General features: G+C 66.3%; 9 protein-coding genes. 3 read left to right on the top strand and 6 right to left on the bottom strand.

All coding sequences use genetic code 11. The annotated features are described in order from the left end of the window. Positions 1–8: 8 nt before the first annotated feature. Genes F5544_RS23665 through F5544_RS23650 form a run of 4 tightly spaced genes read right to left on the bottom strand, consistent with a single transcriptional unit; the run spans position 9 to position 4,954 of the window. Positions 9–1,127, bottom strand: a complete 1,119-nt coding sequence (locus tag F5544_RS23665; protein WP_238846607.1) for a serine hydrolase domain-containing protein — start codon at positions 1,125–1,127, stop codon at positions 9–11. 60 nt (positions 1,128–1,187) lie between these two features. After that, positions 1,188–2,045, bottom strand: coding sequence for a helix-turn-helix domain-containing protein (locus tag F5544_RS23660; RefSeq protein WP_238846606.1), 858 nt, complete (start codon positions 2,043–2,045; stop codon positions 1,188–1,190). A 15-nt stretch (positions 2,046–2,060) separates the two neighbouring features. Further along, complete coding sequence (locus tag F5544_RS23655; RefSeq protein WP_167475224.1) at positions 2,061–3,206, bottom strand: hypothetical protein; 1,146 nt, start codon at positions 3,204–3,206, stop codon at positions 2,061–2,063. Further along, complete coding sequence (locus F5544_RS23650; RefSeq protein ID WP_167475223.1) at positions 3,197–4,954, bottom strand: flavin monoamine oxidase family protein; 1,758 nt, start codon at positions 4,952–4,954, stop codon at positions 3,197–3,199. The genes F5544_RS23655 and F5544_RS23650 overlap by 10 nt, the downstream gene beginning before the upstream one ends. Positions 4,955–5,121: 167 nt before the next feature. Here F5544_RS23650 and F5544_RS23645 point away from each other — a divergent pair, with 167 nt between their 5' ends. Next, positions 5,122–5,706: a hypothetical protein gene (locus F5544_RS23645; RefSeq protein WP_167475222.1), complete on the top strand. Its 585-nt coding sequence runs from the start codon at positions 5,122–5,124 to the stop codon at positions 5,704–5,706. A gap of 65 nt (positions 5,707–5,771) precedes the next feature. Continuing rightward, positions 5,772–8,333 (top strand): hypothetical protein, encoded by a 2,562-nt coding sequence (locus F5544_RS23640; RefSeq protein WP_167475221.1) that lies wholly within the window; start codon positions 5,772–5,774, stop codon positions 8,331–8,333. Between the two features lie 125 nt (positions 8,334–8,458). Here the strand turns inward: F5544_RS23640 and F5544_RS23635 are convergent, their stop codons facing one another. Further along, on the bottom strand, positions 8,459–8,941 hold the full coding sequence (locus F5544_RS23635; RefSeq protein WP_167475220.1) for a hypothetical protein: 483 nt from the start codon (positions 8,939–8,941) through the stop codon (positions 8,459–8,461). A gap of 649 nt (positions 8,942–9,590) precedes the next feature. Between F5544_RS23635 and F5544_RS23630 the strand changes: the two genes are divergently transcribed. Next, the gene (locus F5544_RS23630) at positions 9,591–12,191 is read left to right on the top strand and encodes a lanthionine synthetase LanC family protein (protein ID WP_167475219.1); all 2,601 of its coding nucleotides are present in this window, start codon (positions 9,591–9,593) and stop codon (positions 12,189–12,191) included. A gap of 14 nt (positions 12,192–12,205) precedes the next feature. On the opposite strand, the gene F5544_RS23625 is transcribed toward F5544_RS23630, so the two are convergent. Continuing rightward, positions 12,206–13,297: a glycerophosphodiester phosphodiesterase gene (locus F5544_RS23625; protein ID WP_167475218.1), complete on the bottom strand. Its 1,092-nt coding sequence runs from the start codon at positions 13,295–13,297 to the stop codon at positions 12,206–12,208. Between the last annotated feature and the right edge of the window lie 31 nt (positions 13,298–13,328).

Here is a 13,328-nt window from a genome sequence, read left to right as displayed (position 1 = left end):
GGGCATCCCTACCCGCACATCGCCAGCAGGCGTAGCGCCGCAAGCGGTTCGTCGATGGGGTGTGGTTGGGGTATTCCGTTGGGGCCGAGGCGGTTCCAGCGCTGCAAGTTCACCGCGACGGACATTTGCCGGTGGCCGTCGGCGCGGGTCATGGAGATCGCGCCGCCGCCCCAGACCGAGCCGTCATGTCCCCAGAAGGTGCCGTGGCCGGGTACCTCGACCCTGTGTAGGCCGAGGCCGTATTCGATCAATTTCTGTTCGAAGGAGATGACCGGCACGGTGCGCTGCATCTGCGCCAAGGACGACCTGCTGATTATTTCGCCGCCGAGCAGCAGGGCGAAGAAGCGGTTGAGGTCGGCGACGGTCGAGATCAGTGAAGCCGAGGGGCCGACGAAGGACATGTCGAAAACGCTGAAATCGGACGGGGGTTCGATCATGCCGAACCACGACTCGTACAGCAGTGAGTGCGGGCCGTTCACGTATGGTCCGTCCGGAAGTTCGGTATCCGGGAGTCCCGCGCGCTCGATGACGTCCTGGGTGATGTATTTTTCCGCCGTTGTACCGGTTACTCGCTCCAGGAGTTCGCACAGGAGAAGGTAATTCGTGTTGGAATACACCCCGGGTGTAGCGCCGGGCGTACCGGCGGCCGGCGCGGCGACTCCCATTTCGATCAGGTCGGTCCGCTGAAATCTGGTGAACCGGTTGGCTTCCATGCTGTCGGGTCGCGTATCGGCAGCTGCGGGAAACCCTTTGAAGGACGGGTAGGCATATTGGAGGTAGTCGGGGAGGCCGCTGGTGTGGTTGATCAACATCCGCACCGTGATCGCCGCGCCGCGTTCGCCGGGAACGAGCCGAGGCAGGTAGTGGCCGATCGGCGTATCGAGCCCGATCTCCCCGCTGTCGACCTGCCGCAAAACCGCTGCGGCGGTGAAGGTTTTGGTGATGCTGCCGACGCGGTGGCGCATATCGGCGGTGACCGGGCGGCCGGTGGCGATATCGGCGACACCGGCGGCGTCGCGCCAGATCTGATCGCCCGCGCGCACTTCGGCGAATATTCCGGGCATTCCCGCACGGTGGACGTTCTCCAGCGCGGCTTTCAGCCCGGCGGGATCGAGCGGGTTGTTCACGACACGGGTCCTCTCGTCATCGATGGGTTCGGGGCCAGGTGCACCGAACCGTGCGCACAACTATCGATCGACGGGTCGCCCCCGGTATTGGAAAAATGTTCCCCACGCGCGGTTTCGGTACCGCATGACCTCGGTACGAGGCTGGGCCGCCAGCGCACCCGGTGTGAGGTTCGCGAAGCTCGACATATCGCGGCACAGATGCGGCTGATCGGTGTAGCCGCAGGCCGCGGCGACCTCGGCGGCGGGCAGACCGGTCAGCAGGCCGTCGACCGCGTGCCGGAATCGGACCAGCATGGCGGCGCGCTTCGGGGTGAGGCCCAGCTGGGATTCGAACCTGGCCCACAGGCGTTTTCGGCTCCATCCGCAGGATTCGGCGAGTTCCCCGACCCGGACCCGGCCGTGGCTGACGAGGATGCGCCGCCAGCTGGCGACCACCTCCGGATCCGGTAGCCGCGCGGACTCGGCGCATTCGGCCAGGAACGCCCGCGTCAGCGCGAAACGCTCCTCCCACAGCGTGGTTTCGCCGAGCCGCTCCCGCAGCCGCACCGCCCGATCTCCCCACAGATCTGCCAATTCGACTACCTCACAACCCAATTCGGCGGGGTTGATGCCGAGCAGCGAATGGGCCCGCGGCGGCGACAACCGCACCTCGACGCATTCGGCCCGCGCACTGCTGATCCGCATACCGCCGCTGGAATATCCGGTCACGAACCCGGTGAGCGCCTGCCGACCCACGGCATTCTCGACCACCAGATCCTCGTCCCCGAATCCGATCAGCATGGTGACCGCCGGAATCCCGCCCACCCGCATATCCATTCCGCCGCCACGGCTGTCGCGATATCCGATCATCGCGGCGCCACCGCCCGGCGCGATATCGGCCGGACTCGCGAAATCCCATGCGGTATCGAACTCTCCCACCCGGCCAGGCTAGCCCTAGATGCCGAGGCAGCCGATGGTGGCGGCGAGCATGACGCCGGTGAACAGCGGCCAGAACAGGAGTTTGGGCAGCAGGTTCTCCCGCCAGGCGATCAACCCGCGCAGTCCCCCCGCGACGAGCAGGGTGGCGTTGACCGCGACGAGCAGCGTCATCAGATAGAGGGTGAAGTACCAGAATTCGATGTAAGCGATTCCGGCGGAACCGGTTTCGGTCCTGGCGCCGTTGTCGTTGACGGCGACGACGAGCACGGTGGTGACGGCGAAACCGATGATGGCGAAGGCGGTGAATCCGGAGACGAGGCGGCGATCGGGGTCGGTGGTGATGACGAACAGCGACAGGAACATCAGGATCGCCAGCAGCACGACCGGGACGATCCGGCCGATGGTGGGCCCGAGCAGTCCGCGGGAGACGCCGACATTGAAATAGAGTTCGTCGGCCTGCATGGCGAGCTGGTCGCTCAGTCCGTATTCGAGGTGTTCGAGGCTGAAGGTCGTGTAGTGGGGCTGCCATTCGCCGAACAGGAGTCCGGGGTCCAGGCCGTGCATGGCGGTCGGGTTCCACGGCGGATATGCCTTGAAGTCGGGGATCAATTGCACCGGATGCGCGAGATCGTCGGGACGCATGCGCAGCCAGACGTCCTGGTGGTCGAGGGGATAGTCGCGGTAGTCGAATTGCTGGCGCAGCGTCGCGGTGAAGGACCAGCCGATGATGTGGTCCGCGCCCTCGGTGAAGTCGAAGGCCGGTTTGAGCGGATGGGTGTCGTCGGCCTCGGGCAGCATGACGCCGCGCGCGACCTCGTCGGGCAGGCTGGGCGGGATCCGCTGCCAGATGTGCCCGGTGACCTTGACGTTGTTGGAATTGACGAATTCGATCGAGTGCAGCAGGACGCCGGTGGGGATGAGATATACGGGCCGGCGGGCGGCGAAGCGCTTCGCTATCACGCGATTCGCGGCGGCCGCATTCGGGACGGTGACGCCCCGGGAGGTTATCGGTGTGCTGTGATCGGCGGCGTCGATCCAGGTGTGCACCGTGATGGCGGTGAAGCACAACGATATCGCGGCCGATGCGAGCCAAAGCCACAGCGGCCGTACCTGTTTACGCGTCCGGCGCCGGGTGGGGGCCGGAGCGGTCTTCAGCGCCAATGGATTTCGAGTGCGGTCCGGACGCCGCTTTCCAGCGCGCCCTCGATCCAAGCGGGTTTGAGGCTGGTGTGATCACCGGCGAAATGCAGTCTGCCCTCGACCGTTCTGGTCGCGCCGTGGTGTTCGTGCAGTTGACCCGGTGTCGGGATGCAGGCCTCGCCGAGCGCGTAACGGGCGCGCTGCCAGCTCTGCGAGATGCCGATTCCGGTGAACTCCGCGTCGACGACCGGGCCGAACATTTCCCGCATTCCGGCCAGCCCGTAGTGGATTCGTTCGCCCTCGGTGAGCGAATCCCAGCGCATCGCGTCGTCGGACCAGGTGTAGGCCGCCAGTACCACGCCGCCGTCGGAGCCTTCGACATGCGAGGGGAAGTACATGAACCGGTTGGGGGAGTCGGATACGCAGCCGCCGCCGCGGAATCCGTTGGGTCCCTGTTCCCAGAAGCGGGTTTTGAACTCCAGCAGCACCTTGGTGGCGGCGTCGTGATGCAGTTCGACGATGGCGCGGCGTTTGGCGTAGGACAGCGGCGGATCGAAGGTGCAGAACCGGGCCGAGGTGAGCGGGATCGCCACAATCGCGTAATCGGCGTCGAAGGATTCGACGGGATCGATCGGTGCGCCGTCGGAGCGCTCGTTGCCGGACTCCGCGGTGGTCCAGACCCGGACACCCTGCTCGGTGTGTTCGATGCGGGTCATCCGCTTGCCGAGCAGTACGGCCGGGCCGAGGTTACGGGTGAGCGCGTCGGTGAGGCCGGCGGTGCCGCCCGCCAACTCCCAGAACGTGGCGTCGGGACGGATCAGCGCGTGGTCGACCAGGGCGGAAATGACGCCGTAGTGCAGCCGGGAGGTCAGGTTCTCCAGCGTGCCGACCGCTTCGACCTGCCGGGGCGACCAGCCCTGCTCGGTCAGGTATCGGTGCGTCGAGTAGTCCTCGTAGGTGTTGAAAACCTTTGTCCAGCCGTCGATTCGGCGCTCGATGGGCAGGTCGTCGGGTACCGCCGTCCTACTCATGGCCTGGTCGAGGGCGATGCGGCTGGGACTGGCGAGGGTGACGCCGAATCCCGAGTGCACCCGGCCCGGATTCGCGGCGTAATCGGCGCGGCGGACGGCGGATCCATTGACCATGATCAAGGTACGGTTCGCGCCGGGCGGCAGGTCGCAGTCGGCGGCCGGACCGTTCGACCATTGCTCGCCGGAGAACGATCGATACACGACCGGCGTGGCCTGGACCGTCGGCGCGTCCGGGAGCACATCGACATTGTGGAACTGGCGGCGGCGCACGCCGAGCTTATCCGCCAATGCGAGCACCAGCGGATGCGAACTCGGTAGCCGCATCGCGCCGGCTTCGGCGTAGAGCGCGGGATCGGTGAAGATGCCGCGGAAGGTCTTCACCCGGCCGCCGGTGCGGCTGCCGTTGGCCTCCAGCACGGTCACCCGGTGTCCGGCGTCGGCGAGCAGCGTCGCCGCCGTCAACCCGGCCGGGCCCGCGCCGACGACGATAACGCGTTTGGGTGCGGCGGTTTTCGGCAGCCCGGTGTCGATGAGCGTGCGCAGGCTCGTCAACGTCAGGTCGTTGCCGTTGTCGTCGACTCGCAGCATCTCCTGGGCCAGGGCCCGGCTGCGGTCGAGTGCGCGGTCCGAATCCGGCCTGGCCATCGGCGTCTGGCAGGCCGTCGTCGTCGCGGCGATGGCGCCGGCCGCCAGCGCCGTCGACAGCAGCGTGCGCCGTCCGATCACAATCTCCGCCATGCCCGATCCTCCGAAATAGTGAGGTACCGACCTGCTCCATGAATGTGATTCGGGCGAAACGATAACAAAACTGGACGGTTTTTCGTGTTCGACACGGGTGGACGTTGTTCGGCGGTTGTCGTTCGGTATCGAGCGAGCGGTGTCGAACAACTCCGTGCGGGCTAGACATGGACGAGTACACGCCGCGACGTCGCGGCGACGGGGTGATCACCGATTGCGACGAGGGGTCGAAACGCATCGGCGGTCTGGCATACCGGACGGGGGAAACAATGGCGCACAGTCGCTGGCGCGAACGCTCGCCTCCCGGCGGGGGAATATCAAGAAATCGATCGTTTCGACTATCGATATTTTCCGGACAATTTCTTCCGGAAAATCAAGGAAAGGAAATTTCCATGTTTCGAACCATAATTGCCGCGGCGGCGGTACCGGCCGCGACGGCGGCGCTCATGTTTTTCCCGGCAATGACCAGCGGCGCTACCGCGCAGGACACCTCGACCGTCAAGTTGCAGGCCGATCCGAAGGATGATCACGGCGATTGCAACCAGACGTGGGTGGATGGGCGGAAGGGCCGCGGTCGGGGGTGCTGGGCGCCGCCGAACTACTACGTGTATCTCGGCGCGGATTGCGGTTTCCCGGCGGGCGAGGCATACAGCTGGAAGATCCGGGATACGTCCGGGCAGGATCTGTGGACCGATGACTGCGGCTTCGGGCACGACGCACAGGACGTGCACGTGAATCACGACGTCGCCTGATCGACGGTCCGGAACTACGGTGGGGCGGGATCGGGCCCGCCCCACTTCCTCGAGCGGTGGCGGATATGCGATTTAGCTACGCGATGGCATTTCGGGCGGCCATCCGGGAATTGCTGAGACGGAAATTTTCGGCGATCTTGATTTCGGTGCTGGTGGCGGTGCCGATCGCGACGATCAGCGCGGTACTGACGATGGACGCGAGTTCGACGATCAGCGTCGCCGACAGAGCGGACCGGGAATTCGGCACGGCCGAATATCGGGTGCCGGTGACGCTGCCCGCCGACGGGTCGGCCGAGGATCGGCTGTCCGAATCGAGGCGCGTGATCGGCCGCGCGTTCGGCCCGGGTGCGCAGGCCGCCGCGCTCGTCGACGGGCGGGTCGCCGTGCGCGCCGAGCGCGGTGAGCTGCCGATGCCGATCCATGTGATGGATACCGAAAGCGTCCTGACACAGCGGATGTTCGTGACCCGGTCCGGTATGACTCCGCATGCGTCCGACGAGATCATGGTGTCCGAAGCGGCCGCGGCGACGTTGCGCGTATCGATCGGCGAGCAAGTGGTGCTGCCCTTGCTGGGACGGCCGATGCGCGTGGTCGGTATCGGCCTCGATCAATTGGACGCGACGCAGGCATTCGCCGTGCTGCCGGTTTCGAGCGGCGCCGCAACGGATCTCGTCGCGCACGCGCGAGAAGCCGAGGTCCGAGTCGCCTGGTTGGTTACACCGGCCGCCGGTGTAACCGTGGCCAAGGAGCGGCTCGGCGGCGCGGTGGCTGCCTCGCGCGGTGCGGCCTCGGCGGTGCCGCGCGGCGGTGCCGGGTCCGTCGCGCTCTGGCTGTTCATCGCCGGTTTCGCCGAGGTCTTGGCCGTGCTCGCGGCGATATTCGCGTCGATGGCGCGGCGGCGGCGCCACTCGTATCGGCGGCTGGTGGACCGAAAGCAGGATCTCGCAACGGCTTTCGCGATCGGATTCGTGGCGGGGTCGATCCCGGTGCTGTTCGGGTTGGTCACCGGGATCGGGCTGGCGGTCGTACTGCGATGGGGACAGTACGGCCGCTTATGCGTGCCCGCAGGCCGATTGGCGGCGATCGCCGGGCTGTCCGTGCTGGCCGTGACGCTCTGCGGCGGATTGACCGGGCGGCCCGCGAACGGCTCACGTTCCGGACCCGCTGTCGCGGCGGTGCTCGCGGGCGTACTCGGTTGCATCGCTCTCGGCCGTGGCGCGGCGAGCGGACAGCCGACCATGGCGGCGGCGGGCGCGGGCGCCATCGTCCTCGCCTGCGGGCTGCTGATGGTCTGGCTGCTGCGCCGCTGGGGAACCGATATGCGCCGGGGGCCACTCGCACTGCGACTCGCCGTGCGTGCTGCCGCCGCCGTGCCCGTCCGGCAGGCGGCGCTCATCGTTGCCGTCGCCGGAATCGCCACGTGCGCAACGACTTCGATCTTCTACCTGACCACCGGCGCCCACCTGCCGAAGGGACCGGTCGGCTCCGCCCTGTTCACCGATCATCAAGCGGTACCCGACGCGGCCGTGCGTCGCGCGGCCGAACGGCTCGGCGCCACCGGTGTCGCGGAATTTCGGCGGGTGACCAAGCCGGACAGCGATTCGGGCCGACCCGCCGTCGTCCGGTTGCGGGATCCGGCGGATGTGTGCGCGGACCGATTCCGCGGATCCGCGAGCCGTTTCCAAGATTGCGTCGCCCATCGGGATTTCAAGGGCGTCCCCACCGTCGCGGCCGTCGACAGGCGGGCCGCGGCCGTCATCATCGGCCGTGAACTCACCCCCGCCGAGGCCGCGGCATTCGACGGCGGCACGGTACTGGTACTGCATCCCGCACTGCTCGACTCGGCCGGAAACGCCGTGCTCACCGCGACACCGCCCCCGAAACCGGACGGGAGGCGCGCCGAGGACATTCGGATTCCGTTGCCCGGCTTGGCAATTGCCGACGAACAATACGCCGGTTCGCCGATGGCGTTGGTGTCGGCGAGCGTGGCCCGGTCGAACGGCCTCGACACGACGACCGGTGACTACCTGTTTCTGTTCCGCTCACCGCACAGCCCCGACTCGCGGGCCGAGAAACAGGCCGCCTCGATACTCACCCAACACGAACCCGAACTGCTCAGCTCGGGTTGGCTCGACGTGGAGCGCGGCGACGCGGTGCCCGAGCGGATAGTCACGCTCGCCGAGACGGCCGCACCCGTTCTGGCCGGGCTATATCTCCTGATCGTGCTCACCGGCATCGGACTATCGAGCACCGAATTGCGCGATGGGGCCGTGGATCTCCGCGCGATCGAAGCGAGTTCACGGACCTGCCAGGCGATTTCGGCTTGGCAATCCGGGATGACCAGTGCGGTGGGATCGTTCGTCGGGCTGGCGCTCGCGCCGTGGACAGCCCGAGCGATTCTGGGCGACACCGGCACCGGGCTTTCCCTGTGGTACGCACTGGCGTGCGGCGTCGCGCTCGTACCGCTGTGCGCGGCCCTCGGGTGGATGTGTGCATACCGCCCACCGAAGGTGGGGCCCGGGCGCGGACGGCCGCGACGCGTGGCGGCCGCCGATCGTGCGGGACGGCTGGTTCGAGGTGCGGTGGGGCGGCAGGCGGTCGGTCTGGGTGAGCAACCCGTGCGTTGAACCGTCCGTCGGCACCGGCGAACTGCACTGACGCGAATCCGATTGCCGGTCACCGGACTACGGAACAGCCGAGTCCGGTGACCGCTTCGGGATGTCGGCCGCGCCGCCGCATCCCGAACCTTCGATCAGTAGGCGAGGCAGTAGCTCACGTTGTCGAAGTTGGTGTTCTCACCGGGCAGACTGGCCGCGCTGATGTGCCACCAGTAGACGTTGCCGTCGTTCGGGACCACCATGCACATGCTCGACCCGTCCTGGATCGCCCGCATATTGACCCAGTGATCCCCGCCGCCGTTGAACCACTCCGGGGCGATCGCCGCATTGGCACCGTTCTTCAGCTTGGCCTGTCCCCAGCAGTTCCGCCAACCCACGTACCAACCGCCGCCGCCATCGGCCTGTGCGTTCATCGGACTTCCGATACCGCAGGTGTCGGCCGGACTACTGGTGGCGCCGATCTTCTGCTGGATATCCGCTGGCAGTTTATCCGTCGTACCGACCACATAATCATTGTTGACGGGGAGATCGGCCGCCGAAGCGTGCATGGCGCCGGAGAAAGGCAGGCAGAACGCCGTGAGAATGGAACCGGCGATCGCGATATTTCTTTTCTTCATTATTCTTCCTGTCGCTTGGTCGGTTGTTCGAGCCGACGGGAAGAAGTGTTACGGGTGGCTTGAACTGGGGGCAATGCGGTGAGTGTTCTGGGGAATTTCGATACCGATTCCGGATGCATTGCGATGCGGCCCGCAAGCTATCATATTTCGGTTGTTCGGTATCGGTGGTTTCGTATCGAACGACATGATGCGAACAATGGACGGTGGCATCGGTTGTTCATCGCAAAACCGGTGATGACCTGGGCTTTGACCATCAGTGCCCACTGGGCCGCCGATGTCGCTCGACTGTTCGTATCGATTCGCATATTCGGTTTGTCAACCAGTCGAATACATTGTCTTGAGCGGATTTCCGGTCGGATATAACCTGACCCGCATCCTGTATGCCAACGAATCGACGCCGTTGGTGCATACCCATTCCGATCGCGCGATAACGTTCGGCCGAATGGCATCGCGGCGTCAGCGAGGTTGATCATGAAAACACTTATGGAACTCATTCCCCGCGACGCCGGTTCCGACGTCGGTGAGCCGGATGTCCCATTCGGTGATCCGGGGTCGTTGCACGAGATCGCCGCCTGCCCGGCGACGTGGGGATGCACCGACAGCGTCAACTGCTTGGTCACGTACCCGGGATAGGGGTGAAGGACGCGTGATGCTCGACGATCCGGCGGACGGTGGAACACCTGTGGTGAACGCCGATGCGTCCGAAATCGAGCGGATCGTTTCGCGCGCGGCGATCGAATACGGTCGCCGCGTGCGGCGGTCGGCGGTGTGGCTGTATGTGGACGTTCCCGAGATCGAATTGCCCGAACACGGTTGGAAACTGCATATTTCGGCCCGCGCCGGGGAATTCGAGCGTATCGCGCATCGGGTGGTTCCGGTGTTGCTCAGCGCCGGGTGTCCGTTCAAGATGGCGCGATCACCGCAGGTGCTGCGCACACTGAACGACGGCAGGAACGCGTCGGCGGCGGTCGGCAAGGCGTGGACGGTGTACCCGGCCGCGGACGAGATCCGGGAGCTGGGAACGGAATTGGCCGAGCTGCTGCGCGGCGAGCACGCCCCGCGCATCCTCTCCGACCGGCGGGTCGGCGCGGATGCGCCGGTCTACTATCGCTACGGCCCCTTCCGTCGGCGCCTCGTCGCCGAATCGGACGGGCAGCTCATCTCGCAGATGCACGGCCCGAACGGTGAAAGTTTCAGTGGGCGAGCCGAATTGGGTTACCGCCAGCCGCCGTGGACGGTGGACCCCTTCACCGGGGCGGATCCGGACGGCACCGCGAAGCCTGGCACCCTGCTCGGCGGCCGCTACCGCCCGACCGATGGCCTGCACCGGACCGGACACGGAAATGTCTACCGGGCAACGGATATTCGCACCGGCGCGGAGGTGATCGTCAAACAGGCTCGCGCCTACGTCGCCGAATCGGAGGCGGGGTACGACGCGAGAGTCCGGCTGCGCAACGAGCGCTATGTGCTCGAACGCCTCGCCGACATCAGCGGAGTGCCGAGGTTCATCGACCATTTCCGCCACGATGCCGACGAATATCTCGTCACGAGTTTCGACGGCGATTTCAATCTGGCCCAGGACATTCCGCGAAATGGCCGTTTCCGGCCGCTGTCCGCGACGGCGCATCCGGCGTCGGGTCGAACCCTCGATCGGCTGGCCACCCGGCTCGCCCGTATCCTCGGCGAAATCCATGCCCGCGGTTTCGTGGTCGGCGACCTGTCACCGAAGAACGTCGTCATCGGCCGCGACGACGAACCGGTCGTCATCGATTTCGGGCTGTGCAACCATGACGGCGTCCGCCTCTGCGGCGGCACTCCCGGCTATGCCACCCATGCGCAATTGCGGGGTGTGCCACCGACATTCGGCGACGATCTGTACGCGCTCGGGCTGACGCTGTTGTTCGCGGCGACCGGTGCCGACCCGCTGGTCGACGGTGCGGATCCCGACGCGGCCCGCCACTGTGCGCTGCGGACGATCGCGCGGATCTACGGCGATAACCCGGTCCCATCGATCCGGTGCGTCGCCGGACTGTTGCATCCCGATGCCGAGCGCGCACGCGCGGCGCTGCGTGCCTTGGGCTCCGGAAGGCCGGAGCGATTCACCGATCTCGTCGCGACACCGGCGATCACCGAATGCGACCGGTCCGGCCTGGCTCGACTCACCGACACCGTGCTGAACGATCTGGTGGCCCGCACCGACGAGCTACTCGCACAACCCGAGGACTGGGCCGATGCGAATATCTATCACGGCGCGGCGGGCGTCGCCCTGGAACTTCGCCACCACCTGGATCGGCCCGGCGTCGCGCGGCTGGTACGACGGCTCGCGATATCGGCGGCTGAGAGCGTGGAACGTACCGGCCTGCGGCCCGGGCTGTTCGTCGGATCCACCGGCATCGAGATCCTGCTCCGTCGCCTGTGCGATGACGGGATGGATATTCCGACTCTGCCAATGGATTCGGTGATGCCCGGTAGCGAATGGGAGCCCTACGGCGACGATGTGATCGCCGGGGCCGCCGGGGTGGGCCTCGGACATTGCCTACTCGCCGAATCGAATTCGACCCCGCCCAACGAACGCGATCGCCATCTCGAAATCGCCCGGCGCTGTGCGAATCTGCTGCTGGAGCATGCCGACGCCGTCTCGCACTTCGCGGTGCGCGACGTTGCGCCCAACGCTGGACTCGACGCGGCCACCGGGCTCGCCCATGGGCAGGCGGGCGTCATCACGGCCCTGCTGCGGATGAGCGATCTGGGACTCGTCGATCGGCGTCGGCTCGCGGTGCGGATCGACGCGTTCTACCGCGAAACCCGCTCTCTCATAACACGTTCCGGCGAGGCCACCGCGGTTCCGCTATGTGTTTCGTGGTGCCGGGGACTGGCGGGCATCGGTCTCACACTGTTACGGCTCGCGGCGGCGCGCGAAGATCCGCGAGCCCTCGACCTCGCCCGCGCCGCGGGCGAGGTGTGCGCGGACTGGATTCCGTACCTGTCCTATCCCAGCGCCTGCTGCGGTATCGCCGGGGTCGGCGATTTCCTCGTCCACCTGGCCGATGCCACCGGCGATGCCCGGTTCACCGACGCCGCGTGGTCGGCGGCCACCCAACTCGTCATCCGCGGGGTCTGCGACACCCCCGCCCGAGGCGACGGACCGACGGCGAGTGCCATCTCCTGGGCCCGCGGGAGCGCCGGGATACTCGCCTTCCTCCGGCATCTGGGAACACCGAGTGCGGTGTCCGTCATCGAACCGTTCTGAGAACGCCTGGTGCGCTACTTGGCGAACCCCTTCGGTAGCGGCATACCCTTGTCCCGCATCACTTCTCGGGCGCGGTTCGGATAATCGGTGATGATGCCGTCGACGCCCTGGTCGAGCACCAGGGCGATGGTCGGTTTGTCGTTGACCGTCCACGGGATGACCGTGAGGCCCAAATCGTGGGCCTTTTTCACGTATTCCGTTGTGGTGGTGAGCTTGAAGCCCGGATCGCCGACCTTGGCCGCGCTGTCCCACGGATTCACATAGCTGGGGGAGGAGATGTTCGCACCGAGCGCCTTGATCGCGCCCAGCGGATCACCGGCGTGGTCCTCGTACCGGATCGGGCGCAACCACGGGCTGCCCGGTTCGAATGTCGAATCGTCGTACAGCGCGACGGTCGGGATCGCCGGATTCCTCGCTTTCACCAGCGGCAGGCTGCGCCAGTCGAAGCTTTGAATCTCCACTTTGCCGGTGGCGCCCGCCGTTTCGACCGCGTCGAGGATGACATCGACGAACTCCTGCGGTGTCGCCGACTGCTCCGGCTTCGCGGCCTCTAGCTTGGTCTCGATGTTGTAGCGCAGCGCATCGAACGCGCCGGGATAGGACTTCACCAGATCGAACAGCTCGGGCAGCCGGGCGATCCGGTTACCCGGCAGCGCGGTGGCCTCCGGGAAGCCCGCCAGCTTCTTCCCGCAGTCGAGCGTGTGGATCTGATCGTAGGTGAGGTCGTGCACCACCTTCCCGACGTACGGGTACATCGGGTCGCCGGGCGTGAGAGGCGCGGTATCGGCGCATTTCTCGGACTGGATCACCGGATCGTGCCAGATCGCCGGAACGTTGTCCTTGGTCAGCACGATGTCGAGTTCCAGTGTGCTGACGCCCAATTGGATCGCCTCGGCATATCCGGGCAGCGACTCCTCGATGGTCATCCCGCGCCCGCCGCGATGCGCCTGCAGATCGAAGGGCCGATTCGCATCGGGACGTGCCGAGGTGCCGCTGTTGCCGTCGGAGCTCTTGCCACATGCGGCCGGGCCGAGGATGGCAACTATCACGCCGAGGATGGCGATTATCTGCCTCGAGATCGTTGACCTGCGTCGAAGAGGGGTCATTGCGGTAGCTTAACCATCAACATCGCCCTCG

Origin of the sequence: Nocardia arthritidis (genome assembly GCF_011801145.1) — a bacterium.
GTDB classification, from domain to species: domain Bacteria; phylum Actinomycetota; class Actinomycetes; order Mycobacteriales; family Mycobacteriaceae; genus Nocardia; species Nocardia arthritidis_A.
This window is presented reverse-complemented; position numbering and strand designations above follow the sequence as displayed.

Bases quoted from the DNA above. Each gene is read 5' to 3' on its own strand.
- F5544_RS23650 (WP_167475223.1), bottom strand. From the start codon at position 4,954: ATGGCGGAGATTGTGATCGGACGGCGCACGCTGCTGTCGACGGCGCTG.
- F5544_RS23645 (WP_167475222.1), top strand. From the start codon at position 5,122: ATGGACGAGTACACGCCGCGACGTCGCGGCGACGGGGTGATCACCGAT.
- F5544_RS23640 (WP_167475221.1), top strand. From the start codon at position 5,772: ATGCGATTTAGCTACGCGATGGCATTTCGGGCGGCCATCCGGGAATTG.
- F5544_RS23635 (WP_167475220.1), bottom strand. From the start codon at position 8,941: ATGAAGAAAAGAAATATCGCGATCGCCGGTTCCATTCTCACGGCGTTC.
- F5544_RS23630 (WP_167475219.1), top strand. From the start codon at position 9,591: ATGCTCGACGATCCGGCGGACGGTGGAACACCTGTGGTGAACGCCGAT.
- F5544_RS23625 (WP_167475218.1), bottom strand. From the start codon at position 13,297: ATGACCCCTCTTCGACGCAGGTCAACGATCTCGAGGCAGATAATCGCC.